Below are 25,704 nucleotides of genomic sequence, written 5' to 3'. Positions count from 1 at the left end.
GGGTGGGACGTTCAGGTCTGGTGCGGGTTCGGATGCCTCGGGCGGATGCCGGGCGGATGCCTCGGGCGGATGCCTCGGCGCGCGGTGCTCAGCCGCCGGTGCCGGTTCCGGGGTCGGTCGGGTCGGTGGTCGGCGGATCCGGGTCGGTCGGGTCGGTCGTCGGCGGATCGGGGTCGGGTTCGGGTTCGGGTTCGGGCGGGCACAGGTTCACCGTCCGCTCGATCGGCTGCAGCGACGCGTACGCGCCGGTGAAGGTCACCGTGTACACCGCCGACTTCGCGTCCTCGGCCGTTACCCAGGTGACGGTGGCCGAACCGCGGGCCGCCGACGAGATGGTCACCAGGTCCGCGGCGGGCTCGGCGCGGCACTGGTCGGCGAACGTGACGATGACCGTGGTCGGCGCGGTCGCGGGGGTCGCGGTCGCCGATTCGGTGCAGATGCCCAAGATCCAGCACCCGCGCACCTGCACCTCGCTCGGCGCCCACTCGGGGTCGAGCGTGAACGTGTCGCTCCAGTCGCCGCCAGAGAGCTTGTACTGCCGCTGCTTGTAGTTGTTCGGCACCGAGATCTCGGGCGCGCTCTTCAGGCGGTAGTAGTACTGCGACCCGTTCTGCTCGGGGGTCGTGTTCACGGTGTAGGTCGTGGTGCCGCCGGGCTTCGGGGGCGTGACGACCACGTTGACGGACACGGTGTTCGATTCGACGAGGCCGAAACCGTTCGACGCGCACGCCTTGACCCGGTACGTCTCGTACGACTCGACCCCGGAGATGACCGGGGTGTCGGACACGATCGCGTCCGACCCGCCCGAGACGGTCAGCCCGCCCCCGCTGGAGGTGACCGAGCACTGGGGCTGCCCGCCGTTGCGCCACGCGACGTACCGCGTCTCGATCGCGGCGCTCGAGCCGTTCGCGTCGACCTCGCCGCCCGTGACCTCGATGGACGTGTCGGACTTCGCTCCGGCGCCGATCTCGCTGCGGAACCTCGGCGCGCCGGCCGCCTCGACCGAGATCGAGCGGGCGCTGCCGTCGATGGAACCGGTGATCGGCGGCTGGAACCGGCTCGACGGCACGATGGTGAGCACCTGGCCGCCCGGCGTCAGCTCGAGCCGGTAGGTGGACACGTCGCCCTGCCGCTCGAGCGACCGGTTCAGCTCCACGACGCGCAGACCCTGGGTGTCCGCCGAGGAGCGCACGGTGAGCTCGACGATCGCGCGATCCGTGCGGGTGCCGTTGTCGTAGACCGGCCGGGACGTCGCGTCGATGATCTCGGGTGCGCGGTACGCCCAGCTCTCGACCGCGCTGGTCTCGACGGATTCGCCGACCGAGTTGACCGCCCGTGCCGTGTAGCGCGACCGCTGACCGTTCTCGAGGCCGTCGACGGTGCACCGCCAGACGCCCGACAGGGCGGCCGAGCACGAGGCATCCTGGGCGCGTCCGTCGCGCTGGATGGTGACGCCCGTGACCGGCGGGTGCGCCTTCGCGGCCTCGCCGAGCGGGATCTCGAGCGTCACGCTCGTGCCGGTGTACGCGACGGTCGAGATGCTCTGCGGCGCCTGCGGGTAGCCCAGCACGTCGATGGTGAGCGTGCCCTGCCCGGTGCGGTTCTGCGCGTCGCGCACCGTGTACGGCACGGTGCAGGTTCCGCCGTAGGCGGCCTTGCCCGAGGGGAAGGTCGCGACGACGGCGTCGCCCGCGGTCGAGACGGATGCCGCGTCGCAGCGCACACCGCCCCCGCTCGCGCCGATCGACACGAGGTGCAACCCCGCGCCCTGCTTGCCGGCGAACGGATCGTACTCGCCGCCGATGCCGGTCACCGGGATCGAGCAGCTGCCGGTGCTGACCGTGCACTCCGTCGTGAAGGAGGCGCCGCGGGGCGCGTCGGGCGGAGCCACCCCGACGACGAGCGTGATCGTCGCGCTCAGTCCGCCGAACGCGGACACCGACACCGTCGCGGTCTCGCGCGTGCCGGGCACCGCATCCGCGCGCGCCTCGAAGCTGACCTGGTCGCCGGAGCCGTGCTGCAGGAACGCCGACCCGCCGTACGAGACGCTGTACGCCAGGGCGGCACGATCGCCGACGCGGCCGCCCTCCCAGCTGGTCATCGCGTCGTAGAGCGCCACCGTCTCGGTCGCGCCGGGCGCGACGGTGCGCGAGATCGCCGACAGCTGGGCCTGCGGGTTCTTCGGTTCGATCTCGATCGGCACCGCGATCGACGACCACCGCTGCTGGCCCTCGAGCCGCACCCGGATCAGACAGGTGTCGCTCCAGGGTGCTTCGCGGCCCGCCTGGTACTGGGCCCGGTCGGCACCGGCGGCGGTGCACGACGAGTTCGCGCGCTGCACCGTGAAAGGCCCTTCGCCCAGCTGCACCTGGTCGGCGGCCGGCAGGTCGAGCAGGTCGCGCACGTCGAACGCGGCGGTCTTCTCTTCGCCCACGTCGACCGGGTCGAGGTCGGAACGCAGCTGCACCGGCAGGTCGTCGAAGGCGGGGATCCGCAGGATGCCGTAGGCCTCGACCGCGTCGTCGTCGCGCGAGGTGACGCGGAACGCCACCACGTCGCCGTTCTTCGGCAGCTTGCCCGACACCCGCCAGCCGTCGACGTCGTACCGCGACGCCGCGGCGCCCCACAGCTCGACCTCGAGGCTCTGGAGGTCGCCGTTCGACCAGGAGACCTTGCCGGTGACCACGTCGAGCCCGCGGCCCTCGAAGTCGGTGCGGTTGCGCGCCGTCACCACCGTGTCGGTGATGACCGGGTGGTCGACCGCCGCGGACTCCCCGACGCCGAGCACGATCAGCCCCTGCGCGGTCGACGAGGTGGTCGAGGACCGGGCGGTGTACAGGTAGGAGTTCGTTCCGGCGACGTCGCCCGCCCGCAGCACCACCTGGCCGTGGTCGAGGGCCGTCGCGTCGTCGATGAGCGCGGCGAGACGCTCGTACTCGGAGCTGCCGTTGGGCGCGTTCGGCACGACCTCGACGAGCTCGAGCGACCCGAGCGCCGGATCGCGGTCGTTGCCGAGCGGCTGCACCGTGATCGGCGTCGCCGACCCGCGGGTGGTGCGCACGTAGTCGCTGAAGGTGACGGGCGCCGCATCCGAGAGCTCGGCGTCGAGCACGCCGACGCGAACGGTCGAGGTCTGCTCGGCGCCGGCGCCGTCGCGCACGGTGTACGTGAATTCGAGCTGACCGCCGGCCACGCCCGCCGCGGGCGCCCGGTACACGATGGTGTCGCCCTCGGCGCCGATGGAGGCGGTGCCCGCGCCGGCGGGCGGCTGGCTGATGCCCGAGAGCGCCACGCGGTCGCCATCGGGGTCGATGCCCGTCAGCGCCACCGGGATCTCGACGCTCTGGCCGCTCAGGACGCGCGCCGACAGGACCGGCGGGCGGGGCGGGCGGTTGGCGCCGGCCGGCAGCACCGTCACGGTGACCCCCGCGTGGTCGGTGCGTGCGGGGTCGCTCTCGAGCGCGACCGAGTAGGCGAGGCGATAGGTTCCCGGCACGTCGGGGGCGACGTACCGCAGCTGGTCGCCGGCGGCGAACGCGAGCTCGCCCTCGGTTCCGGAGCCGACGACGTCGTGCCCGACGAGCAGGCGGGCGCCGCGCGGGCTGACGTCGTTGGCCAGCACGGGGATGTCGGCGAGTTCGCCGGCGCGCACGGTGACGCTGTCGGGCAGGGCGATCGGCGCCTCGTCGCCCGCGTCGGCGGCGAGGAACACGTTGACGACGCCGACGACCGAGGCGCCCGTGCCGTCGGTGACCGTCACCCGGGCGCGGCCGAGCAGCGCGTTCGCACCGGCCGGCGCCGTTCCGCCCGCGATCGCGACCCGCAGCTGCGACGCGCCGACGATGCCGACGCTGAGGTCGCCGGTGGAGCTCGACGCGCCCGACACCAGCAGCACGCGCCCGCTCGAGTTCTGCACCGCGCGCAGCACGTCGACGGTGGTGTCTTCGCCGGGCCGCACGAACGCCGTGATCGGCGCGATGCCGAGCGGGGCGTCGAGGTCGACCACGGTCAGTCGGATCGTCGCCGACTGCTCGGCCTGGGACACGGAATCGACGACGGTGTACGTCACGACGTGTTCGCCCGGCTCGGGTGCGCCCAGCTCGATCTCGCCGGCCGCGGGGTTCGGCGTGACGATGAGACCGGATGCCCCGGCCTTGGCGTCGACCGCGTCCAGCAGGCGGAACGAGCCGGAGCCGCCCGAGACGTGGTCGGCGACCTTCACCACGACCGTCTCGCCGGCACCGGCCGTGACCGCGACCGCGTCGGCCTCGAGCGGCGACGCCGCCGACACCACGAGCTCGAGCGTCTTCTCGGTGGCCGCGCCGTGCGCGTCGGTGACGGTCAGCGTGATCGGGACGGAGGCGTCGGCGTTGGGGTCGGTGTGCCGGATCGCGACGCGACCGTCGGCCCGGGGAACCACCGTGACGGGGGCGTCGGCGTCGACGGCGCGCGCATCGGTGAGCACGACCGGGTCGCCGTCGGGGTCGACCCACGCTTCGAGCACGGGCACGATGGCGGTGCCGCCGGCCAGCACGTGCGGCGACGGCCAGACCTGCCGGCACTCCTCGACGCCGCACCACTCGGGCGCCGAGTTCTGGTCGTCGGGCACCACGGTGAGGGTCACGGCGACCGGGGCGGACACCGCCTGCCCGTCGGAGACGGCGTACTGGAACGTCGCCGTGCCCGACGTCGCCTGCACGTCGACGACGAGCGTCTGGCTGTTGGCGACGAGCGACACGGTGCCGAACCCGTCGGGCTGGGTGAGCGAGCCGCGGTCGATCGTGAGCACGTCGGAGCGGTTGGGGTCGTGGTCGTTGAGCAGCACGGGCAGCCGGACGAGCTGCCCGGCGCGCACGCCGAACGCATCGGGGACGGCGACGGGCGGCTTCTGCTCGGCGACGTCGTCGACGACGAGCGACCCCTCCTGCTTGGTGTCGTCGTCGGCCTCCCACTGGCCGAGCGGCACCGCCCGGCCGTCGGGTGCGGTCCACACGAGGCCGCTCGTGGCCTCGTTCAGCACGACCCGGTCGCCGTTCGAGCGCAGTTCGGGCACGATCGCCGACACGGAGTCGAGCGCGTCGTCGGGCACGGTGAGCGGAACCTCGCCGAGCGACGCCGACCAGAGCAGGCCGCCGCGCTCGGAGATCCACGCCGCGACGGCTTCGTCGCCGAGGCGCACCGGCGCGGCGGGAACGCCCGCCGCCTGGACGGTGCGGGTCGCTGCGCCGGTCGACAGGTCGACCTCGACGAGCCCGTCGCTGTCGGCGATCAGCGCCGACTCGCCATCGGCCGAGCCCTGCTGCAGCCGGGCGTCGCCGGCGATGTCGAGTTCGATCGGTTCGTCGAGGCCCTCGATCCAGGCCCGGCCCTCGGCCGCCTCGACGAGGATCCAGCGCCCGCCCGCCATCGCGAGCTGCAGCACCGCATCCGCACCGGGCGCGTCGACGAGCTCGACCGGGCCGCCGACGAACTCGAGCGCGTCGACGTCGAACCGGCGCACCGCGCCCTCGGCCGCCGAGTACGCCGCGAGCCGGCCGTCGTCGTCGATGCCGACGGCGTTCGCCGAATAGACGACGGATGCCTCGCCGCCCGCTTCGCGCGCCTCCGCCGCGAACGGGTCGACCGGCGACACGTCGGGCGAGTCGAGCGATCCGACGGCGACTCGGCCGGCGTCGCTGCGGTAGACGAGGTGGCGGCCGGCGACCACGACCTCGCGGGTGCCCTCGGGCGTGGGGTCGGCCACCGCTGCGGCGGCCTGGGACTCGCCGTCGACCGGCTCGGCGGCGGCCTGCGCGTCGACGAGATCGGTCGGCGCCGCGGCGTCGACCGACCAGCGCTCGCGGAACCCTCCGCTGAACACCACCGCGTCGGCGCCCGACTGCGCCACCCCGCTCGGATCGTCGACCGTGCGCACCGTGTCGAGCTCGGCGAGGTCGGTGTTGACCCGGGCGTACTTGCCGTCGTCGCGGGTCACCCACACCGAGGATTCGAGCCGGGGCACCTCCTGGGCCTGGTACCCGGCCGACGTGATCGCGAACCCGGCGACGGTGCCCACGACGGCGATCGCGGCGATCAGCGCGGCGATCGCTGCGCGCCGCGGCCCGCGGCGCTCGGTTCGGGCGGCCATCAGATGAGCCCGGTGAGTTCGAGGACGACCACTGCGGCCGCGACCACGCCCACGCCGATGCCGGCGCCGACGAGCCCGGCGGTCATCGACCGCTTCGGTGCGGCCGCGGCCACGGGCAGGCCGTCGCGATCGACGCCGGTCGCGAGTCGCTTCGCGGCGCGCTGCGCCCGGCGCGAGTTCGGGGCGACGGTGGTGATGACCGGCCCCCGCACCGACGCGTCGGAGAACCGCACCGGTGCGGCGCCGGCCCACTCGGGCGCGGCGACCTCGAACGCGGTGACGGGCAGACCGAGCCGGTACTGCGCGTCGCGCAGCAGATCGGCGAACGCGGCCATCGACGCCGGCCGCCGTGCCGGCTCGCGCACCATCGCCGCCGCGAGCACCCGGTCGAGTTCGGCGGGCGTGCCGGGCACCGGAATGCGCGGGTACACCGCACGCGAGATGCGCTTCATGAGCTGTTCGCTGGTGTTGCGGGCGCGGTCGTCGAGCTCGAACGGGCTGCGTCCGGCGGCGAGGGTGTACAGGGTGGCCGCGAGGCTCCAGATCTCGCTCGCGACGGTGCCGGACACCTCTTCGCGCAGCACCTCGGGCGCGCTCCACGGCACCGACATCGCGAAGACCTCGCTCTCGTCGTCGCCGTGCGCGGCCGCGGCGATGCCGAAGTCGGCCAGCACGGGCGCACCGTAGGCGTTGATGAGCACGTTCGACGGTTTGATGTCGCGGTGCAGCAGACCCGCCCGGTGCGCGGTCTCGAGCGCGCCGGCGAGGCGCACGCCCACGTCGAGCACCTCGGCGATCGGCAGCGGCGCGCGCTTGTAGCGGGCCGCCATCGTCTCGGGACAGAACTCCATCGCGAGATAGGGGCGGCCGTCGGACGAGATCGACGCCTGGTGGATGGTGACGATGGCCGGATGCGTCGACAGCCGCGCCATGACGTCGGCCTCGGCGTTGAAGCTGCGTCTGACCTCGGGGTCGATCGCATCGGCGCGCAGCACCTTGACCGCCGTGACGCGGCGCGGCATGTCCTGTTCGTAGAGGAACACGTCGGCGAACCCGCCCGAACCGAGCGGCCGGACGTAGGTGTAGCCGGCGATCACCGGAGGGGTCGCCGTGCGCCGTGGTGCCACCTTCGAGTCCTCCCGTGTCAGCCCGGGCTGACCGACCCGAATTCCGCCTCCGTGCGCGCCGCCCCCGCTTCCCCCACGGTCACGAGGTACGACTCGCCGAGGTCGAGGATATCACCCGGCGAAAGCGCAACCTGAGCGTTGTGGATGAGCAGATGAGGAGCCCGGCCGGGAGCGCGCACCAGAGTCCCGTTGGTCGAGGCGAGATCGATGGCGACCGGGACGCCGTCGACCACGAGCACCTGCAGATGACGCCCCGAGATCTCGCGCTGCGGCGACGGGGTCACCACATGCACGCCGCTCTCGCCCTGCACCGGCGTCGGGCGGCGGCCGAACACGACCGGCGGACGCACCTCGCCGCCGTCGGGGAGGTGCACGATCCAGTCGGCCGACGCCGGGCCCGAGGCATCCGGAACGATCGTCGCCTCGACCGCCTCGATCACGTCGATCGCGGCCGTGACCGGGGGGAGCTCGATCGGCATGGTCGCCGGATCCCGGCGCGTCGGCGCCGGTCGGCGCACCTGCGCCATCGCGATCTCGGACGTGCGCACGACGCCGCGATGCATCGGCAGCCGCGCACCCGATCGCGTCGGCGCGCCGATCGCGAGCCGCAGCGCATCGATCCCGGACGCCTCGCCGAGCACCCACGCCCCGCCCTCGGGACCCGAGAACCGGGTCGACGCCACGCCGTCCATCGACACGTCGACCGTGCCGCGCACCGCGACATGCACCCGACGGGCCGCCTGGTCGGCCACCTCGACGATGCCGCAGTCGGGCGGGCCCCCGTCCAGGGCGAGCAGATCGAGCACGTCGGCGAGCTCCGCGTCCTCGCCCTCCAGGAGCGAGTACAGCTCGCCCGCGAACTCGGCGCCGCTGTCATGCCCGAGCAGGGTGACGAAGCGCTCGGTCACGATCGCGAATCCCGGCGCGGAGCCGTCGGGAGCGGGGGCGTACTCGAACACAGAACGACTGTACCCGAGCGACGTCAGCCGGCCGCGACGGCGACCTGGCCGAGGCCCCGCTCGTAGACGAAATCGTCCTCCCAACGGTCGCCGACGAGGAACCGCTTCACGCCGACCCGCTCGAATCCGTGCTTGCGGTAGAACCGCTGCGCGCGCTCGTTCTGCTGATTGACGCCGAGCCACACGCCGACGGGACGGTCGGCGAGCTCGGCGAGCGCGGTCAGCGACGCGGTCATGAGCCGGGATGCCGCGCCCGACCCGTGCGCACGGGGCAGCGTGTAGCACTTGGAGAGCTCGACGGTGGGGCGCAGACTGATCGCCGCGCCCACATCGGGGTCGCCCGGCTCTCCGAACACGAGCATCGTGTACCCGAGAGCACCCTCGCCGTCCTCGGCGAGGAACAGTAGGCGCGCCGGATCGGCGAGGTACTCGGCGAACCGCTCGGCCGTCAGATGCGCGGCGATGAACGCCTGCTTCGCGGCATCCGTCGTCGTCGGCGGGCAGGCCAGCGGAAAGGTGACGGCCGCGACCTCGGCGAGCGCCGTCGCATCGTCGGCCGTCGCGCGCCGCACGTGGAACCCGGTCATCCCGTCAGCCTACGCGAGCACCCGGCGACACGACGTCGGCGGCGTGCTTCGACGGCACCCAGGCGAGCTGGGCCGCGACCACCCCGCGCTCGCGGCTCACGATCCTGGCCCGGCCCGGCACCGCGGGCTGCGCCTTGACCTTGCCGATGAGCTGGCCCTCCTCGGGGTTGCCGCTCAGCAGAATGCCCGTCACCCCGAGGTCGGTGAACCGCTGGATGATCGGGTCGTAGGCGGCTCGACTCGCGCCGCCCGCCCGTCGGGTCAGGATCACGTGCAGGCCGAGGTCGGCCGCCTGCGCCAGCAGCGGGGCGAGCGGAGCGAGCGGGTTGCCCTGCGAGGTCGCGACGAGATCGTAGTCGTCGATCAGCAGATACCCCTCGGCACCGGTCCACCACGAGCGGGCGCGCAACTGCTCGGGGGTCACGTCGACGCCGGGCATGCGCGACTTGAAGAAGTCGGCGAGTTCCGCGACTCCGCTCGTCGCGAGCTCGTGGCCGGTGAGGTAGGCGCCGAGGTACTCGTCGGGGATCTCGCCGAGCAGCGACCGCCGGTAGTCGACGACGAAGATCTTCGCCTGCTTCGGCTCGTGCAGGCGCATGATCTCGTGGGCGACGGCGCGCAGCATCGACGATTTGCCCGATCCCGTATCGCCGTAGAGGTAGAGGTGCGGCTCCTCGCGGGGGTCGAGCAGATACGGGGCGAGCGCGTCCTCGTCGATGCCGAGCAGGAGGCGACCCGACGCGTCGGGGGCGAGCGCGCGCAACCGCTCGAGCTCGATGCGCTCGGGCAGCAGGCGCAGCTTCGGGCCGGCCGGCCCCCGCCAGGCCGCGTTGACTCGCGCCACGAGGTCGTCGACCCCGTCGGCGAGCGTCTGCGACGAGGCATCCCCGTCGATGCGAGGCAGCGCCGTGAGCATCTGCAGCCGGTTGGGCGCGAGTCCGCGGCCGGCGCGCACCGTGACGTTGGCAGCGGCTCTGCGGTCGATCTCGGAGTCTGAGGGGTCGCCGAGGCGCAGCTCGATACGCGAGCCGATGAGGTCTTTGAGGTTCGCCCGCACTTCCATCCAGCGTGCGGCCGTGATGACCACGTGCACACCGAAGGTGAGCCCTCGGGCGGCGAGCTGCTGCACCGCCTGCTCGAGCGGTTCGAAGTCGGTGCGCAGCACACCCCACCCGTCGATCACGAGGAACAGGTCGCCGTAGCCGTCGTCGACCAGCCCCTCGGCCCTTCGGCGCCGGTACGTGTCGATCGAATCGATGCCGTGCTCGCGGAAGAACCGCTCGCGAGCGTTCAGCACGCCGGTGATCTCGGCGATGGTGCGGCGCACGACGTCGGGCTCGGAGCGACTCGCGACGCCCGCGACGTGCGGGAGCCCGGCCAGCCCCGCGAACGTGCCGCCGCCGAAATCGAGCACGAAGAACTGCACCTCCTGCGGCGTGTGCACGAGCGAGAGCGCGGTGACGAGCGTGCGCGCCAGGGTCGATTTGCCCGAGAGCGGCGCACCGACGATCGCGAGGTGCCCGCCCGCGCCGGCGAGCGACACGACCAGGCCCTCGCGGCGCTGCTCGAGCGGCACGTCGACGACCCCGAGCGGCACGGTGAGCGGCCCTGCAGCGCGCCACTTCGGCGACACCGCGCCGAGCGCGGGATCGACGACGAGGTCGCCGAACAGCTGGTCGAGCGTCGACGGGGTCTCCAGCGGCGGCAGCCAGACGCGGTGCGCCTCGGGCCCGCGTCCGCGCATCCGCTCGACCGCGAGGTCGAAGGTGCTGCGCTGCTCGACCGGTTCGATGGGCGCCGAGACCGGGTCCGGCGCGGGATCGGCGACGACCTCGCGGTGCCGGGGCGCCGCGGTGAACAGTTCGACGGATGCCTCGACGCCGCCGCCGGCGGCGGTCGCCGTCGCCCGTCGTCGCGGAGGGGGACCCGAGACGTACGCCGCTCGGAACTGGGTCATGGTCTCGGTGTCGCTCTTCAGGAATCCGACGCCCGGCTGCTGGGGCAGCGTGTACGCATCGGGCACGCCCAGGATCGAGCGCGACTCGGCAGCCGAGAACGTGCGCAATCCGATGCGGTACGACAGGTAGGTGTCGAGCCCGCGCAGCTTGCCCTCCTCGAGCCGCTGCGACGCGAGCAGCAGGTGCATCTGCAGCGAGCGACCCACTCGGCCGATGTTGACGAAGCTCTCGATGAACTCGGGCTTGGCCGCGAGCAGCTCCGAGAACTCGTCGGCGACGATGAGCAGCGCGGGCAGCGGCGCGAGGTCGCTGCGACCGCCGCGACGGGCCTTCTCGTAGTCGGAGACGTTGGCGAAGTTGCCCGATGCGCGCAGCAGCTCCTGACGCCGGGTGACCTCGCCCTGCAGCGCATCCTGGAAGCGGTCGACGAGGGTGAGCTCCTCGCCGAGGTTCGTGATGATGGCCGACACGTGCGGCATGCCCGCCATGCCGGCGAAGGTCGCACCGCCCTTGAAGTCGACGAGCACGAAGTTGAGCTGTTCGGGCGAGTGGGTCATCGCGAGGCCGAGCACGAGCGTGCGCAGCACCTCGGACTTGCCGGAACCGGTCGCGCCGATCATGACACCGTGCGGGCCCATACCCTGGTGCGCCGCCTCCTTCAGGTCGAGGATGACCGGCGCGCCCTGCAGATCCTGACCGATGGGGATCCGCAGGCGGTTGCGGTCGAGACGGGGCGTCCACGCGGCATCCAGATCGAGGTCCCGCACGTCGGGCAGCCCCAGGAGTTCGACGAGTTCGGCCTGCTTGCCGAGCGACGCGCCGTCGACGGGGCCGGCGACGGTCGCGGTGTACCGAGGCGTGAGGCGGCGTGCGGTCGCCTCGGCCGTGACGATGTCGACCACGTCGGGAGTGAACGGCCTCGCGGCGGTCTGCATGGTGATGAGTTCGGCGGGGCCCGCCGCGCTGAACGAGATGCGCAGGCCGTGCTGATCGTCGAACTCGTCCCACCGGCTCGGCAGCTCGAGCACCGTGACGCCCTGCGTGCCCTCGCTCGACACCACGAGGCTCGAGCTCGGCACCTGGGCGCCGTCGACGAGCACGACCAGGTGCGGCAGTTTCGGCAGCGAGCCGTCTCGGGCGAAGCGCGGGCGCTCGCGCACCTCGGGCGGCAGCATCGACTCCAGCGCCTCGAACGACGAGCCGATCATGCGCGCCGGGCCGAGCCCGTCGGTCACGGTGGCCGAGTGGGTGTGCGGCAGCCACTTCGCCCACTCCCACTGCGGCAGGGCCTCGTCGGCGGCGAGCACCACGATCTGCAGCAGATCGGGGCCGTGCATCGCGGCGGCGCCGAGCAGCATGGCCCGGGCGAGTGCCCGGGTCTCGTGCTCGCCGCCGGTGAGCTCGATGCGGGCGTAGTCGCGCAGGGTCACGCCGACGGGCAGGTTCGCCTGGGTCTCGTGGGTGAGCATGAAGCGATGCGCGGCGGAGGCGGCGACGGGGTCGAGCTGCGCGAGCGGAGGCAGTTCGGGGGCCTCGAGCGCGATGCAGAGCGGCTGCGCCGCGACGCCGACCCGCACGGCGAGGAAATCGGGATCGCCGGCCGAGCGCTCCCAGACGCGGGTGCCCTCCTCGGCGAGGAACGGCAGCGTCTCGGGGGCGGGGAGCTGCCAGTTGCCCGCGCGCCGCTGCTGCCGGGCCGCGGTGCGCACGGTCTTGCGCAGTTCGGTCAGGTAGGCGAGGTACTCGCGCCGGGCGCCGATGACGGCCGACTGCCGTTGCGCGCGCTGCCGCCAGCCGTTGACGGCGACGAACCCGAGGGCCGAGAGCAGGAACATGCCGCCGGTGATGAACCCGGTCGGGCCCGCGTTCGAGATCGAGACCATGATGATCGCGCCGACGCTGCCGAGCATCGGCACGAGCGACGCGAGCATGCCGCCGCCGCCGTCGCCGGGGGCGAGCTCGGGGGGCGCCTGCACCGTGATCTTGCCCGAGGGCACGCGGGGAGGGGCGAGGCGTGGTGCGGTCATCAGCGGATCTCTCCATCGGAGGCGAGCAGCAGGCTCAGCGTGAACGTGCGGTTGCCGATGCGCACCCGGTCGCCGTCTTCGAGCAGGGTGCGCACACCCGGCGCGAGCCGCTGCAGTGCGCCGTCGTCGCCGAGGATCTCGGTGCCGTTCGTCGAGCCGCCGTCGGTCACCCAGACCTGCCCTCGCGAGTGCTCGAGCCGGAGGTGGGTCTTCGACACCGTGCCCTCGGGGTCGTGCACCGTGAGCAAGCGGTCGCCGGACTGGCTCTGCGCGGGGTTGCGCCCGAGGTTGGCGATCACGGGCAACGGCAGGTGCGCGCGCTGCCCGGTGTCGAAGATGAGCAGCAGGCCGCCTTCGACGCCGGTCTGCGGCGCGTCGGGCGCGGCGGGCGCGTCAGGCGGGAGCTGGGCGGCAGCGACCGGATGCGCCGGCGCCGGCGCGGTGGCGGTCCGCGCCGCGCCCGGGGCCGCCGTCTGAGCCGGAGCCGCGTAGGGTGCGCGCGGCGCGGCCGGCACGGCGGGTGCCGAGTACGGCGCGGGCGGCGGAGCCGCAGGTGCGGAGTCGATCCGAGCGGGCAGGGCGTCGATCATCCCCGGCGGCGCCCCCACCGGGAGCGGCGGCACGCCTGCGGCTCGCCCGGACGCCGCGGGGCCGCCGTGCCCCGCCACAGAGCCGTGCAGGGCTGCGTCTGCGTGCACGACCCCGGGACGGTGCACCCCGGGTGCGCCGGTCATCGCGTGCGTCGGGCCGGCGGCGCCCACCGCGGATCGGCGGCGCGGAGGCACGGCGAGCACGACGGTCTGCGCGGCTCGATCCGTCCAGCTGCGTCGGCGCCCGCTCGGGTCCCAGACGCCCGACGCCACCACGATCCAGGCGCCGACCACGCCGACCGCGAACCCGATCCCCGTGATGCAGAGGCGCACGAATCCGCGACCCGCGCCGGGCGAATAGGGTCGATCGTCGCGGGTCGTGCGCAACCGCAGCAGCAGTTTGCCGACGGTCGCCCCGATGCGCGCCTCGAGCCCCCACTGCGCGAGCACGCACTGCAGCGCCGCCACCTGACCGAGCACGGCGCTCGCGGTCGCGAGCCCGACGATGAGGCCGACGACCGCGACGACGACGACGTCGACGGTGAAGGCCGCGAGGCGTCGCCCCGTGCTCGCCGCGGCGGCGCGGGTTCCGGTCACCGCGGTCATGCGGCCATCATTCCGCGCAGCAGTTCGACGGTGTCGGCGGCGAGCAGCCCGGCGGGCAGGGCGAGGGCGACGGCGAGCCATTCGACGACGTCGCCGACGCGCGACCACGCCAGCGATCTCGCACCGCGTGCGATCGGCAGGCTCGCGATGGCGGCGAGCACGGCGGCCGCGAACACCGCGACTCCGCCGAGCACGCCGACGAGACCGCCCGAGACCGCCCCGATGCCCGACCCTGCCACGGCGGCGAGCAGCACGGCGATCGCCGCGGCTCGCGGCATCCATCGCGCGGCGTGGCCGGTCGTGTGGCGCGGGGTGAGCAGCAGCGCCAGCACCGCGCAGCCGAACACCGCGAAGGATCCGATGGTCGGCATGGGCTCGCCCGCGCCGATCCGGGTCGCGCCGAGCGCCGCGGCCGCCACCGCCACGAGCGAGAGCACCAGGCTGCCCGCGGTGAGGCGCCCGGTCGAAGCCTGCACGACCCGCTCCGCCTCGCTCGCGGCGATGGTGGCCGGGGAGTCGGGGATCGCCCCGCGCACGCTCCACCGGGTGCTCATGAAGTGGCGGTAGTCGATGAACAGTCCTTCGGGCACGTTCACGAGCGTGGTCGGCAGGGCGCGCAGCGCGAGGGGCACGATGCCGAGCGAGACGATCGCGGCGGCGTCGAGCGGCATCCGCAGCAGCAGCGCGACGCCCTGGACGGCGGCGAAGCCGAGCAGCAGCGTGGCGACGGCGCCCCACGCCGCGCGCTGCGCCGACGCGGTGACGCCGACGGCCAGCAGCAGTGCGAGCACGGCCGCGGCCAGCAGCGCGATCGCGATGCGCAGCTGCACGGCGGCGACGAGGTCGCCCGGCACCAGCACGGCGGCCGCGACCGCGGCGAGCCCGACCGGCGCGGCCATCGCGATCGGGGGCGCCGCACCGGGCCGACCCGCACGCGCGGCCCACACGAGCGCCGTGGCGACGGCGGCCGTGCCGAACACGGCGCCGGTGGCCACGCGCGCGGCGGAGGTGGAGTCGACGAGCGCGATGAGCACGACGCCGAGTACGGGGGCGATTCCGAGCAGGATCCAGCGGGCACCGTGCTCGGCTCGATGCGCCGCGGTGCGTGGCGCGCGAGCCGGCGTCGGCCGCGCGGCATCGGACTCGACGACCGCGTAGAGCCCGCCATCGTCGAGCTCTCCGCCCGGAGTGGCCGGATCGATCGTCGCCCCGCGGCGGTCCACGATGCGCGCCGAGCGCACGTTCGTGTGCAGCCCCACGCGTTGCAGGGCGTCGCCCAGCCGATCGTCGACGGGGATGACGAGGTCGACGCCGCCCGCCTCACCGAGCAGGGTGATGCGGCGACGTTCGACGGTCGGGGCGGTCATGCGCGGGGGATCCCCAGCCCTCCGGCGAAGTCGAGCGAGATGGCCCGTGCGCGATCGATCGTGCGGGCGAGCTCGGCCTGGGCCTCGCCGATGCCGCGCACCGCGTCGGCCTGCTGCTCGTCGGCGGCCAGATCGGCGAACTGCTGCCTGGCCTCCGGCAGTCCGCGCTGCATCACGCGACGCACCTGCCGGGCTTCGTCCGAGTCATCCACGCCGTTGACGATGTCAGCGAGCGTCGTGCGCGACAGATCGATGCGCTGCTGCAGCACCTGCCAGTCGCGGCCGTGCTCGCCGTTGCGTCGCGCCGCGGCCGCGGCGTCGTCGCGTTCGCGATCGGCGTCGCGCTGCGCCCGGAACGCGTCTCGCTGCGCCCGGGTCTCGCGCTCGATCTCGGCGGTCGCCTCGGCCAGTTCGGCGAGGAGCGACTCGAACTCGCTGCTCGTCAGCTCGTCGCCGTTCATGCCGTGGCTCCGGCGAACGCGTCGGCCCCGGTGCGCATGATGCCGTACACCTTGACCAGCTTGTCGACCACCTTCTGCACCGTCTGCACGACGCCGATGATGCGGTTCACGATGTGCCAGATGCGGCTCAGGAAACTCACGAAGCGGTTGATCATGCCGGTGAGCTTGGGCACCCACCTGGCGATCTTCGCCATCAGCTCGCTGATCCAGATCGGCAGCGTCACCTGGCCGCCGGGGATCGCGGTGCCCGCGAGCATCTTCAGCGCCCAGTCCTGCAGCTCATGCATGATCTGGGCGACGAACTCGGCGATGGCCCGCGCCATCGTGGCCAGGGCGGTGCACATCGCCGAGAGCTGCGCGCACGAGTCGGGCAGCGGTTCGACGAGCGCGACGACCTTGTGCTGCAGTTCGTCGAAGCTGTCGGCGGTCGCCCCGGTCCACGCGTCGCCGATCTGGCCGGGCACGGCCTGCACGTTCGCGGCGATCGCGGTGGCCGCCTTGCCGGCGTTGGTCCAGGCGGAAGCGCCGCGGTCGAGCGCCTCCCAGTCGCCGCCAAGGGGTTTGAACACCCATTCCTCGAGCGGGCTGAAGCCGGTGATCGCCGAGATCACCGCGTCGACGCCGCCGATGATCACGCCGCACTGCAGGCGCAGCTGCCAGATGTAGAGCCCCTCGCCCGCACGTCCCGTCGGCGGCTGCAGCGTCGAGGTGACGCTCTGCGTCTCGGTGATGGTCATCGCACGCCTCCAGTGGGGTGGGTGAACGGCCACTGCGGGTCGCGGTGGCCGGTGGCGGGTTCGGGCAGCACCGGCAGGGTGGAGCCGATTCCGGCGGGCGCCGCGGCGAGACCGGATGCCTCGGAGCCGTAGCCGATCGCCGGAGCGAGGTCGTCGGAGTCGATGCCCTCGATGCCGTGGCGCTGCTCCCAGGCGAGCGCGAGCTCCTCGGCACTGCGGCCGAGCGGGTCCTGCTGCGCCTGCTCCTCCCAGAACAGCCGGTAGAGCTCGGCGTGTCTCGCGTCCGCTTCCGCTTTGGCGCGGTCGGCCGCCTCCTGCGCTTCGACCGAGTCGTCGGCAGCCGGCTCGTCGGTCGTCGCGTCCGCCTCGTCCGGGGCTGCGGGGTCGTCGGTCGCCGCGGCATCCTCGGCCGTCGCGGCATCCTCGGTCGCCGAAGCATCCTCGCCGGCCGTGGCCTCCTCTGCAGCGTGATCGGGCGATGCTTCGACGGTGACGGTGTTTCCGTCGCCGATCGTGATGACGTTGTCGTCGCCGTTCACCTCGATCTCGATCGTGACCGGCGCAGCGCCGGTTGCGATCGGCGCCGACCCACCCGTCGCGGACCCGCCCGCGGAGCCACCGGACCCGCCGCCGCTGTAGCCCCCGCCACCGCCGCCCGAGCCGCCACCGCTGTACCCGCCACCGCCGCCTCCGGTGCCGCCGCCTGAGGTGCCGCCCGCGCCGCTCGACTGCGGCGCGTCGAACTCGGCGCGCAGGGCATCGAGTTCGGCCTCGAGCCGGCGAATGGTCTCGAGCATCTCGTCTTCTTGAACGCGAGCGTCGTCGAGCGCGCCGTCGACCTGATCGGCCACCCCGTCGAGTGCGGCGGCGATCTGATCGAACGCGTCGAACGCCTGGTCGCGACTGCGCTCGTAGGGCGACTTGAGCAGTGAGAGCAGCAGCCCGAAGGCGTCGTCGAGCGTGCAGTGCTCGCGCACGTACGCGGCGGCGTCCTGGGTCTGCCGGGCCTGACCGCGGTAGAAGCCCGAGACCTCGTTCAGAAGCTCGGGGTCCACCCTGATCGTTCCGCTCATTGCGTGCGTCCTCCCGCCCCGGCGCCGCGGGAGCGCGGTGCCGCTTCGTCGTCTTCGAGTTTCGGTGCGATCGGCCCGCCGAGCCCGGCCCGCTGGTCTCGTTTCGCGCTGCCGGTCGAGCCACCCGGCTGTCCGCCGACCATGCTCATGCCCCGGCCACCCGCGGCGCCGCTGCCGGTCGTCGCCGTCGTGCTCGAGGCGTTGCGCGCCGCGCCCCCTTCGAGCCCGCCCGACCGCCCGTTCAGGCCGCCGCCGGCACCCCCGACACCGCTCGCGCCGCCCGCACCACCCGCACCACCAGCACCGGCCGCACCGCGACCGATCGCGCCGGCACCCGCACCACCGCCGGCACCGCCGAACAACGAGCCTCCGGCGGCGGCCTTCGCTCCGACCGCGAGTGCAGCCGCGCCGATGGCGGCCCCGCCGACTCCGGCGAGCAGCCCCGGACCCGACCCGGTCCCGGTCCCGGTACCGAGCGTGCCGTTGGACCCCGAGCCTCCGCCCGGACCACGGTCGCCCCCGATTCCACCGTCGCCGCCCGTTCCGTCGCCGTCATCGATGCCGATCCGGCCGCCGCCTGCGCTCCCGGAATCGCCGGGCGCCCCGGTCTCGATCGTGCCGATCGATCCGATCGGCGCCACCCCGACGACCGAGCCGTCGACCGAGAGTGACGAGCTGCCGCTCGTGCCGCCGCCGCCCGAGCGCGGGCGATTCCACTCGGGGATATCGACCGGGTCGATGTCAGTCGGATCTGGTTCGAGGATCGAGATCGGCGTAGGTGCGGGTAGGTTCCAGACTCCGTCCCGCGCCTGCCTCGTTGCGACGTCCAGCCGCTTCGCCTGTTCGTCGGCCACGCGCGCCAGTTCGTCGCGGGCAGCCCTCGCCGCGTCTTCGCGCTGACCGCCGAGCCACGACTCGATCGTGCCGATCGCGACATCCGAGGCGAGCGTGCCGAGCGGCGGGAACACGACCGTCGCTCCGACCTGCGCCGCGCGCTTCCACATGGGGTCCACCTCGGCCGCGGGCAACTCGCCGCTCGCCTCGACCGCGCGCCTTCGCGCCTCGTTCGCGGCAGTGATCGCGGTGTTCGCCGTGTCGAGGCCGGTGCGCACCTGTGAGACGACCTGGGTGAACGTGTTCAGCGTGCCCGCCGCGGCGGTGGCGGCGTCGCCTCTCCACGCCTCGGTGCCCGAGAGGTCGGCGAGGCTCTGCACGGCCCGACCGATCGACTCGAGCGCGGTGTCGAGCCGCGCGAGGTGTCTCGCGTCCCACTCCCCCGCCTGTGCGATTCGTGTCAGCTCGTCTTCGTACTGCCCCATGGTCACCCCTTCTCGATCTGCCGCGATGCCGCACCCCGTGTGGCCAGCACCACGACCAGCACGATCACGCCGGCCAGCAGCAGCACACCCAGCACCGCCGAGATCACGACCGGCACGACCCACCCCGGCAACCCTGCCGCGGGCCGGCCCGTCGCGGGCTGGTCGCCGGCCTGCTGGCCGGGGAAGATCTCCTCGTACCTCGGCTCGACCAGCCACGCCTCGTCCTCGTCGAGGGTCCGCTCGTCCACGACCAACGGATTCACATCGTCGTACTGCGTCGGATCCACCGCCAACATGTGCCGCAACGACACGATCCCGTACCCGAACCCGTCATCACGCGACAACGCATGATCCTCCGTGCCCGTGTTGCGCACCAACGACTGCAGCAACTGATTGCCCGTCGCCTCGGGATACTTCGACCACACCGCCGCCAGCACCCCAGCCGTGAACGGCGTCGCGTTCGACGTGCCCGACTGCACCGTCTGCACCTCCCACGACACCTCACCCGGGCCGCCCTGCGCCGTCAACCCCACCCCCGGCGCCGCGACATCCACACTCGTGTCCGTGGAATCCGGACCGTTCTGCAGATTCCCGAACGCATCGATCGCCTGCACCCCCACCACACCATTCATCCCCGCAAGCCCGGCCCCGGTGCGTTCGACCACCTGTTCATTCGAAAGCCCTTGCAGCACGATCACGCCCTCACGCACCGCCCGCGCCACCAACGCCGAATCCACCGGGCTGGAACCGACCTGGATGGTGATGATGTCCGCCCCGTCATCCAACGCCTGCTCGAACAGCACATCGTATGAAGCGGGCTCGAGTGATTCGTCATCGCACTCGACGAAACCCAGGCGGCCCGCGGTGTCGCGTCCGCCGCTGTAGAACAGCACCTTCGCGCCCGGCGCCGCGCCGCGCACCCCGATCTGACCCGGATACCCCGCACCCGTGCCCGCGACCAACGACACCGAGTTCGTCCCATGCGCCGCGTCCGACACCACGGTCGATACCGCAGGAATCACCGCACCCGACTCGTCCCGGCAGAACGGGTCGGCCACCGTCAGATCCACCCCCTGCAACGTGGGCACCTCGGGATTGACCTGCAGATCGATCACCGCGACCGTCACGCCCGACCCGTCGAACCCGGCATCCAACGACTCCTGCACCCCGTACACCTCGAAATACCAATCCCCCGGCACCGACTCCGCACCAGACGCCGACACCCCCGCACCGAACACCACCCCACCCGCGACCAGCCCCCCGACCACACCACGCAGCACCCGCTGCATCACGAATGCCACCTCAGCGAGCCTCGAGGGTGAGCCCCGAGCTCGTCGTCACCGGCGTCGTCGATGCTGCGGTCGATGACGTGCCCGCCGGAGACGCGGCGGCCGCCGCCGCTGCGACGGCCGTGGACGCCGCAGATGCCGCCGCTGCCGCGGCCGCGGCCGCGTACTCGGGGTACGCCCGCTCCAGCCCGTCGAGGAGCGCCGTGATCGTGTCCGCCTCGTCGGAGAACGTGGCATCCAGTTCGACCTGATGGCGCACCGCTTCGCGGATCTGCCCGCCGATGGCGATCATCGACTTCGCGATGCCGTCGACCGTGGTGCTGAGTTGCTCACCGAGCCTGTTCAGCGCGAGCGCGAACTTCGCGACCGCGTCGCTGTCGGCGCCCGTCGCCCCCGTCGTCTGCGTGAGTGCCTCAGCCGGCGGCAGGTGACTCAGCCGGTTGAACACGACACCCAACGCCGCGAACACCTGCTCGGGTTCGACCGAGATCTCCTCAGCCATCTTCGGCCCCTCCGTTCTCTCGCTCCACGTGCGAATGCGGTACCGCTCACCGAAGTGCGGCGGCCCGGGGGCCGCCGCACAGCGATGGGGTGCCACGGTCCGCCGCGCACCCCATCGCTCGAAGCCTGATCAGACCGAGAAGCGCTTCGCCGACTGGTTGTCGCCCGAGGTGTAGCCACCCGACATCTGCTCGGTCTTGGTCGCGATCTGCTCGAGCAGCTGCTGCAGTTCTTCGAGCGAACGGTTCCACTTCAGCTGGGCCTGGTCGTAGGCGGCCTGCGCCTCACCGCCCCACGCCGAGCGGAGCTTGCCGACCTCGGACTCGAGGCGGTCGAGATCCGTACGGATCCCCCTCGCGCCGCCGCGGATCTTGCCGCCCAGACCGATGACCTGCTCGGGCTTGACTGAGAACCCCTGCATATCCGTCTCCTTCTCTCGTGTCTCGACTCGGCGCCTACGCGCCCGACATCATCGAGCCGAGGCCCGCGATCGTCTGCTGGTGCTCCTCTTCGAGCGCAGCCTGGTCGCGCTCGGTGCCCGACAGCGCCTCTTCGAGGGTGACCAGCACCTCGTTGAGCTTGGTCGTCTCGGCGTCCCAACGGTTCAGCAGACCCGTGAACGAGTTCGCAGCGGCACCGCTCCAGTAGCCGTTCAGCTCGCTGATCTCGGCACGCACGGCGCGGACCTTCTGATCGATGGCTCCCTTGGCCTCGTTCACGGCCTGCGCACCACGGCGCAGCGCCCCTTCTTCGGCGGAGATCACATCTGCCATCTCGCCCTCCTTTTCACCCCAAGTTGCAACGTGGACGGTGGAGAGCGTACCCCGTTAGGGGGGATCGGCGACGTCTGTTGCAGTAATGTGAAGCACGCTTTTCCGATCGCCCCCATGCCCCCGGGAGAATGCGAATCCACGTCGCCGACGGCAGCGCTCCATCGCGTGATGCGATGGAACCTGCCCGCCATCGAGAGGAGAGACTCATGGCACCGCACACCGTCGCCGCCGGCGTGCTCAAGATCTCGATCGTGAGCGACGATCGGCGCATCGACGTCGGCGTGCCCGCTCACGTGCCCCTCGTCGAGCTGATCCCGGGGTTCGCCCGCAGCACCGGCGTGCTCGACCCCACGCTGACGCACACCGGCTATCGACTGCACCGCGCCGACGGCTCCGCTCTCGACTCCTCCCGCGCGGCCGCTCCGCAGGGCGTCCGCGACGGCGAACTGCTCACCCTCGTGCGCGGTGAACTGGTGGCCGAGCCGAAGGTCTACGACGACATCGTCGAGGCCGTGATCGATGCGACCTCCACCCGGCACGGGGCCTGGACCGCGCGCGACAGCTCGCGCACGTCGCTTGCGATCAGCCTCGCCTTCCTCGCCCTGTGCGCGCTGCTGCTCGTCACCTCGGGCGCCGACGCCATGCTCGCGGCGATCATCGCCGGCGCCGCCGCCGTCGTGCTGCTGACGACCGGTGCGGTGCTCGGCCGTCTCGACCAGTCCGAGGCGAGTCACGCGCTCTCACTGGCCGCTGCCGCCTTCGGGGGACTCGCCGGGCTGATCGCCGTGCCCGCCGCGACCCCGTGGGAGTGGCCGCTCGCCGCCGCCGGACTCGGACTCTGCCTCGTGGGCGGCATCGCTCTGGCCCTCGCACCCGATCGGCCCCAGCTGCGCTACGCGCCGATCGCGCTCGGCGGCGCACTCGGCTTCACGGGTCTCTCGGCGGGGTTGCTCGGCGGCGATCCGCTCGTCCCGTGGGCCCTCATGGTCGCGCTCACCGCCAGCATCTCCAACGGCCTGCCCTGGCTCGCGATGAGCTCGACGCGCATTCGCGTGATCTCTCCGCAGAGCGACACCGAGATCTTCGCCGAGCAACCGCCGATCGACGCCGACGAGATCACCCGGCGTGCCGAGTCGGGGGCGCGCACACTCACATCGCTGCGCATCGCGCTCGCCCTCGCGCTGCTCATCGCGACCCCGTTCGTCGCCGCCTCCGGCGCGATCGGGGCGCTGCTCTGCGCGCTGGCGTTCGCGGGGTTGATGTTCCAGTCCCGTCAGATGCACGCGCGCAGCGGCGTGCTCGCCCTCATGGCATTCGGAGCCGTCGGCTTGGCGGTCACCGGGCTCACGGTGGTGCTCACCCAACCCGAGCTGCGCATCGCGCTGCTCGTCGTGCTGCTCACGACGACCGCGCTGCTGGTCGGACTCACCCTGCTCAGCCCGCGAGCCCGCCTTCGACTGCTGCGCCTGGCCGACACCGCCGAACTCATCGCCCTGGCCCTGCTGCTGCCGCTCGGCATCGTGACCGCCGGGCTCGCATAGACGCATGGCGACGAAGAAGGACCTCATCGAGGCGCAGACGTTCAGCCGACGACGGCTGCTCACCGCCTTCACCGGCGGCGCGCCCGGCGGCAGAGAACTCGAGCCCGCGAAGCCGCTCGTCGCCGTCATCGCCGGCATCGCCCTGAGCATCATGCTCGTGCTCGGCGGCGTCTTCATCGGGATGATCCGCCCGGGCCTGCCGAGCGGTTGGGAGCACGGCCACCTCATCATCGCGAGCGACACCGGTTCGCGGTACCTCGCGATCGACGGCGTGCTGCACCCTGTCGTCAACACGGCGAGCGCCCGGTTGCTGGTGCCCTCGGGCGAGTTCGAGGTGATCACCACCGATCAGGCGACCCTCGCGGGCATCGAGGTCGGCCGCTCGATCGGCATCGTCGGAGCCCCCGACGAACTGCCCGCACGGGCCGCACTCGTCGACGATGCCTGGGCGGCGTGCCTGGCAGAGGACGGATCCTCCGTGATGGCGCTCTCGTCGCTGCCGGTGGCGGCCGCTACGCCCGAACACGGAATCACGGTCGCCCTCGACGAACAGGTCTTCATCGTCGCCGGCGCCCGGCGCCATGTCGTCGCGGGGGCGCAGACGAGCGCCGTGCTGCGTGCGGCAGGCCTCGGCTCGCTCGCCCCGCGCGACGTCGAGGGCCGCTGGCTCGAGCTCTTCGCCGAGGGCGATCCGCTCGAACCCATCGTCGTCGCGGGAGCCGGCACCGAGGTGCCCGGCACCGCCCTCCGGGTCGGCGAGGCGGTGCATCCGACCGGCAGCCCAGACGACGATCGCTACCTCGTCACGGCCGAGGGCGAACTCGCGCCGCTCAGCCCGCTCGCCTATCAGCTCTACCTGCTCGGCACCGGAGCCGAATTCGGCGCGGCCCGCGAGGTCGGGCCCGGCGAACTCGCCACGCTCACCACCGCGACCACCCCGGCCGGCGGCGCCGACTGGCCCCGCGATGTGCTCACCGAATTCACGACCGGGGACAGCCCCTGCGCGGTGCTCGACACCTCGGGCGAGGCGCCCACGACCCGGATCGGCCTCGCGAAGCGCGAACTGCCCGAGGTCGGCGCCGCCGGCGGAGTGGCGATGCAGCGCGGTGCAGGCGCCGTCGTCGCGGCGGGCGGATCGGGTTCGGCCCGCGCCGAGACGGTCTTCGTCATCGACGAGACCGGCACGGCGTTCCCGGTTCCGGGCGCCGACCCCGACGTGCTCCACCGGCTCGGATACGACGACGACGATGTCACGGCCGTGACGAATGCCTGGATCGACTGGTTCCCCACCGGCCCGGCCCTCACTCCCGAGGCGGCAGCGCACACGGCCGAGCCCGCGTCAGCGAGCGGCGGATGACGCATCGACGCGTTCGCGGCGGCGCACTGCTCGGCGCGCTCCTGTGCGGCGCCGCCCTCACGACCCCGCTGCTCGCACCGTCGCCCGCATCCGCGGCCGAGGCATGCGAGCCCGGCAACGTGCAGTACACCCCGCAGACGCCTCCGGCCCTGGCGATGCTGCAGACCGAACTCGCCTGGAGCCGGGCGACCGGCGCCGACGTGCTCGTCGCGGTCGTCGACTCCGGCATCGACGCCGGCAACGCCCACCTCGCCTCTCGGGTGGTCGGGGGCATCGACCTCGTCGGCGACGGCGAGCGCAGCGACGGGCTCACCGACCTCGACGGCCACGGCACCGCGATCGCGGGCATCATCGCCGCCGCCGAGGTGACCGGATCAGGCGTTCGCGGACTCGCCCCCGAGGCCGGCCTGCTCTCGGTGCGGGTGTTCCGCGGCCGCGACGACGCGTCGATCGAGGCAGGTTTCGGCCCCAGCGCCGAGCGGCTCGCGGCCGGTATCCGGTTCGCCAGCGACCGCGGCGCCGACATCGTGAACGTCTCGCTGAGCGACGTGCCCGACTCCGACGTGCTGCGCGACGCTGTCGAGTACGCACACGCGAACGGCAGCCTCGTGGTCGCCAGCGCCGGCAACCGCACCACCTCCGCCTCGGACGCCGACGGACCGCGGTATCCGGCCGCCTACCCCGGCGCACTCGCGGTCGCCGCGAGCGATGCCCTTGGTCAGCCGACCGAGGCGTCCGTTCATGGCCCGCACGTCGAACTCGCGGCTCCCGGCCAGGATGTGCTCACCACCGCGACCGGCGCCGGCGACTGCCTGTACGCGACCGATACGCCGTCATCGAGCTTCGCCACCGCCTACGCGAGCGGAGCCGCAGCACTCGTCGCCGGAGCGCACCCCGCCGAGGGACCCGACGGGTGGAAGTACCGGCTGCTCGCGAGTGCGACCCGCAGCGACCCCGACCAGCGCACCGACGAGCTCGGCTGGGGGCTCGTGCAGCCGTACGACGCGCTCACGATGATTCCCGCATCCGACACCCGCGGGCCGACCCACCCGGTCACGGGTGTCGGAGCCGATCCCCTCCGTCCCGCACCGGTCACCGTGGACGCCGAGCACGGCCCGACGCCGTTCGGCGCGACCCGCGAAACCCTGCTGATCACCGGCGTCATCGCGGCCGGCGTGCTCGGCACGCTCGGGGCGCTGCTGGTGCTGCGCCGGCGTCGAACACACGCCGGCCCGACCCTCGCCACCCTGCGCGGCGGGCTGCTCGACCGTCAGACCGACGCAGCACGTTGATCAGCGCGCGCGA

General features: G+C 72.9%; 18 protein-coding genes. 3 read left to right on the top strand and 15 right to left on the bottom strand.

The window, feature by feature from the left end; translation table 11 throughout:
- Positions 1 to 88: 88 nt before the first annotated feature.
- From MTO99_RS17635 to MTO99_RS17565, 15 genes are all read right to left on the bottom strand, one after another.
- Positions 89 to 6,127: an Ig-like domain-containing protein gene (locus MTO99_RS17635; RefSeq protein WP_243555447.1), complete on the bottom strand. Its 6,039-nt coding sequence runs from the start codon at positions 6,125 to 6,127 to the stop codon at positions 89 to 91.
- Entirely contained in the window at positions 6,127 to 7,254 is a 1,128-nt protein-coding gene (locus tag MTO99_RS17630; RefSeq protein ID WP_243555440.1) for a serine/threonine-protein kinase, read from the bottom strand. Before MTO99_RS17630 ends, MTO99_RS17635 begins: the two co-directional genes overlap by 1 nt.
- A gap of 17 nt (positions 7,255 to 7,271) precedes the next feature.
- The gene (locus MTO99_RS17625; protein WP_243555437.1) at positions 7,272 to 8,213 is read right to left on the bottom strand and encodes an FHA domain-containing protein; all 942 of its coding nucleotides are present in this window, start codon (positions 8,211 to 8,213) and stop codon (positions 7,272 to 7,274) included.
- A gap of 23 nt (positions 8,214 to 8,236) precedes the next feature.
- The gene (locus tag MTO99_RS17620) at positions 8,237 to 8,800 is read right to left on the bottom strand and encodes a GNAT family N-acetyltransferase (protein WP_243555434.1); all 564 of its coding nucleotides are present in this window, start codon (positions 8,798 to 8,800) and stop codon (positions 8,237 to 8,239) included.
- 4 nt (positions 8,801 to 8,804) lie between these two features.
- Positions 8,805 to 12,785 carry a type VII secretion protein EccCa gene (eccCa, locus tag MTO99_RS17615; protein WP_243555431.1) on the bottom strand — a complete coding sequence of 1,327 codons (3,981 nt, stop codon included), beginning with the start codon at positions 12,783 to 12,785 and terminating at the stop codon, positions 8,805 to 8,807.
- Positions 12,785 to 13,981 (bottom strand): RDD family protein, encoded by a 1,197-nt coding sequence (locus MTO99_RS17610; RefSeq protein WP_243555425.1) that lies wholly within the window; start codon positions 13,979 to 13,981, stop codon positions 12,785 to 12,787. The genes eccCa and MTO99_RS17610 overlap by 1 nt, the downstream gene beginning before the upstream one ends.
- Positions 13,978 to 15,348, bottom strand: a complete 1,371-nt coding sequence (locus MTO99_RS17605) for a hypothetical protein (RefSeq protein ID WP_243555415.1) — start codon at positions 15,346 to 15,348, stop codon at positions 13,978 to 13,980. Before MTO99_RS17605 ends, MTO99_RS17610 begins: the two co-directional genes overlap by 4 nt.
- A complete protein-coding gene (locus tag MTO99_RS17600) occupies positions 15,345 to 15,809 on the bottom strand; it encodes a hypothetical protein (RefSeq protein WP_243555414.1) in 465 nt (154 codons plus the stop codon). Before MTO99_RS17600 ends, MTO99_RS17605 begins: the two co-directional genes overlap by 4 nt.
- Complete coding sequence (locus tag MTO99_RS17595) at positions 15,806 to 16,546, bottom strand: WXG100-like domain-containing protein (protein ID WP_243555413.1); 741 nt, start codon at positions 16,544 to 16,546, stop codon at positions 15,806 to 15,808. The genes MTO99_RS17600 and MTO99_RS17595 overlap by 4 nt, the downstream gene beginning before the upstream one ends.
- Positions 16,543 to 17,619, bottom strand: a complete 1,077-nt coding sequence (locus tag MTO99_RS17590) for a hypothetical protein (RefSeq protein ID WP_243555411.1) — start codon at positions 17,617 to 17,619, stop codon at positions 16,543 to 16,545. The genes MTO99_RS17595 and MTO99_RS17590 overlap by 4 nt, the downstream gene beginning before the upstream one ends.
- The gene (locus tag MTO99_RS17585; RefSeq protein WP_243555409.1) at positions 17,616 to 18,938 is read right to left on the bottom strand and encodes a hypothetical protein; all 1,323 of its coding nucleotides are present in this window, start codon (positions 18,936 to 18,938) and stop codon (positions 17,616 to 17,618) included. The genes MTO99_RS17590 and MTO99_RS17585 overlap by 4 nt, the downstream gene beginning before the upstream one ends.
- A gap of 2 nt (positions 18,939 to 18,940) precedes the next feature.
- The gene (locus MTO99_RS17580; RefSeq protein WP_243555406.1) at positions 18,941 to 20,239 is read right to left on the bottom strand and encodes a S8 family peptidase; all 1,299 of its coding nucleotides are present in this window, start codon (positions 20,237 to 20,239) and stop codon (positions 18,941 to 18,943) included.
- Position 20,240: 1 nt separating this feature from the next.
- Entirely contained in the window at positions 20,241 to 20,729 is a 489-nt protein-coding gene (locus tag MTO99_RS17575) for a hypothetical protein (RefSeq protein ID WP_243555404.1), read from the bottom strand.
- A gap of 129 nt (positions 20,730 to 20,858) precedes the next feature.
- A complete protein-coding gene (locus tag MTO99_RS17570) occupies positions 20,859 to 21,149 on the bottom strand; it encodes a WXG100 family type VII secretion target (protein ID WP_243555401.1) in 291 nt (96 codons plus the stop codon).
- Positions 21,150 to 21,183: 34 nt separating this feature from the next.
- Positions 21,184 to 21,501: a WXG100 family type VII secretion target gene (locus MTO99_RS17565; protein ID WP_243555398.1), complete on the bottom strand. Its 318-nt coding sequence runs from the start codon at positions 21,499 to 21,501 to the stop codon at positions 21,184 to 21,186.
- Between the two features lie 206 nt (positions 21,502 to 21,707).
- Between MTO99_RS17565 and eccD the strand changes: the two genes are divergently transcribed.
- From eccD to MTO99_RS17550, 3 genes are read left to right on the top strand one after another with little or no spacing between them, the layout of a single operon-like run.
- Positions 21,708 to 23,042 carry a type VII secretion integral membrane protein EccD gene (gene eccD / locus MTO99_RS17560; protein WP_243555395.1) on the top strand — a complete coding sequence of 445 codons (1,335 nt, stop codon included), beginning with the start codon at positions 21,708 to 21,710 and terminating at the stop codon, positions 23,040 to 23,042.
- A 4-nt stretch (positions 23,043 to 23,046) separates the two neighbouring features.
- Positions 23,047 to 24,399, top strand: a complete 1,353-nt coding sequence (gene eccB / locus MTO99_RS17555) for a type VII secretion protein EccB (RefSeq protein ID WP_243555384.1) — start codon at positions 23,047 to 23,049, stop codon at positions 24,397 to 24,399.
- Entirely contained in the window at positions 24,396 to 25,691 is a 1,296-nt protein-coding gene (locus MTO99_RS17550) for a S8 family serine peptidase (protein WP_243555380.1), read from the top strand. Before eccB ends, MTO99_RS17550 begins: the two co-directional genes overlap by 4 nt.
- Positions 25,692 to 25,704 lie beyond the last annotated feature (13 nt).

This window comes from Agromyces larvae (assembly GCF_022811705.1).
Classification (GTDB): domain Bacteria; phylum Actinomycetota; class Actinomycetes; order Actinomycetales; family Microbacteriaceae; genus Agromyces; species Agromyces larvae.
This window is presented reverse-complemented; position numbering and strand designations above follow the sequence as displayed.

Coding starts and splice junctions, on each gene's coding strand:
- MTO99_RS17635 (WP_243555447.1), bottom strand. CDS start 6,127: ATGGCCGCCCGAACCGAGCGCCGCGGGCCGCGGCGCGCAGCGATCGCC.
- MTO99_RS17620 (WP_243555434.1), bottom strand. CDS start 8,800: ATGACCGGGTTCCACGTGCGGCGCGCGACGGCCGACGATGCGACGGCG.
- eccCa (WP_243555431.1), bottom strand. CDS start 12,785: ATGACCGCACCACGCCTCGCCCCTCCCCGCGTGCCCTCGGGCAAGATC.
- MTO99_RS17610 (WP_243555425.1), bottom strand. CDS start 13,981: ATGACCGCGGTGACCGGAACCCGCGCCGCCGCGGCGAGCACGGGGCGA.
- MTO99_RS17605 (WP_243555415.1), bottom strand. CDS start 15,348: ATGACCGCCCCGACCGTCGAACGTCGCCGCATCACCCTGCTCGGTGAG.
- MTO99_RS17600 (WP_243555414.1), bottom strand. CDS start 15,809: ATGAACGGCGACGAGCTGACGAGCAGCGAGTTCGAGTCGCTCCTCGCC.
- MTO99_RS17595 (WP_243555413.1), bottom strand. CDS start 16,546: ATGACCATCACCGAGACGCAGAGCGTCACCTCGACGCTGCAGCCGCCG.
- MTO99_RS17590 (WP_243555411.1), bottom strand. CDS start 17,619: ATGAGCGGAACGATCAGGGTGGACCCCGAGCTTCTGAACGAGGTCTCG.
- MTO99_RS17585 (WP_243555409.1), bottom strand. CDS start 18,938: ATGGGGCAGTACGAAGACGAGCTGACACGAATCGCACAGGCGGGGGAG.
- MTO99_RS17575 (WP_243555404.1), bottom strand. CDS start 20,729: ATGGCTGAGGAGATCTCGGTCGAACCCGAGCAGGTGTTCGCGGCGTTG.
- MTO99_RS17570 (WP_243555401.1), bottom strand. CDS start 21,149: ATGCAGGGGTTCTCAGTCAAGCCCGAGCAGGTCATCGGTCTGGGCGGC.
- MTO99_RS17565 (WP_243555398.1), bottom strand. CDS start 21,501: ATGGCAGATGTGATCTCCGCCGAAGAAGGGGCGCTGCGCCGTGGTGCG.
- eccD (WP_243555395.1), top strand. CDS start 21,708: ATGGCACCGCACACCGTCGCCGCCGGCGTGCTCAAGATCTCGATCGTG.
- eccB (WP_243555384.1), top strand. CDS start 23,047: ATGGCGACGAAGAAGGACCTCATCGAGGCGCAGACGTTCAGCCGACGA.
- MTO99_RS17550 (WP_243555380.1), top strand. CDS start 24,396: ATGACGCATCGACGCGTTCGCGGCGGCGCACTGCTCGGCGCGCTCCTG.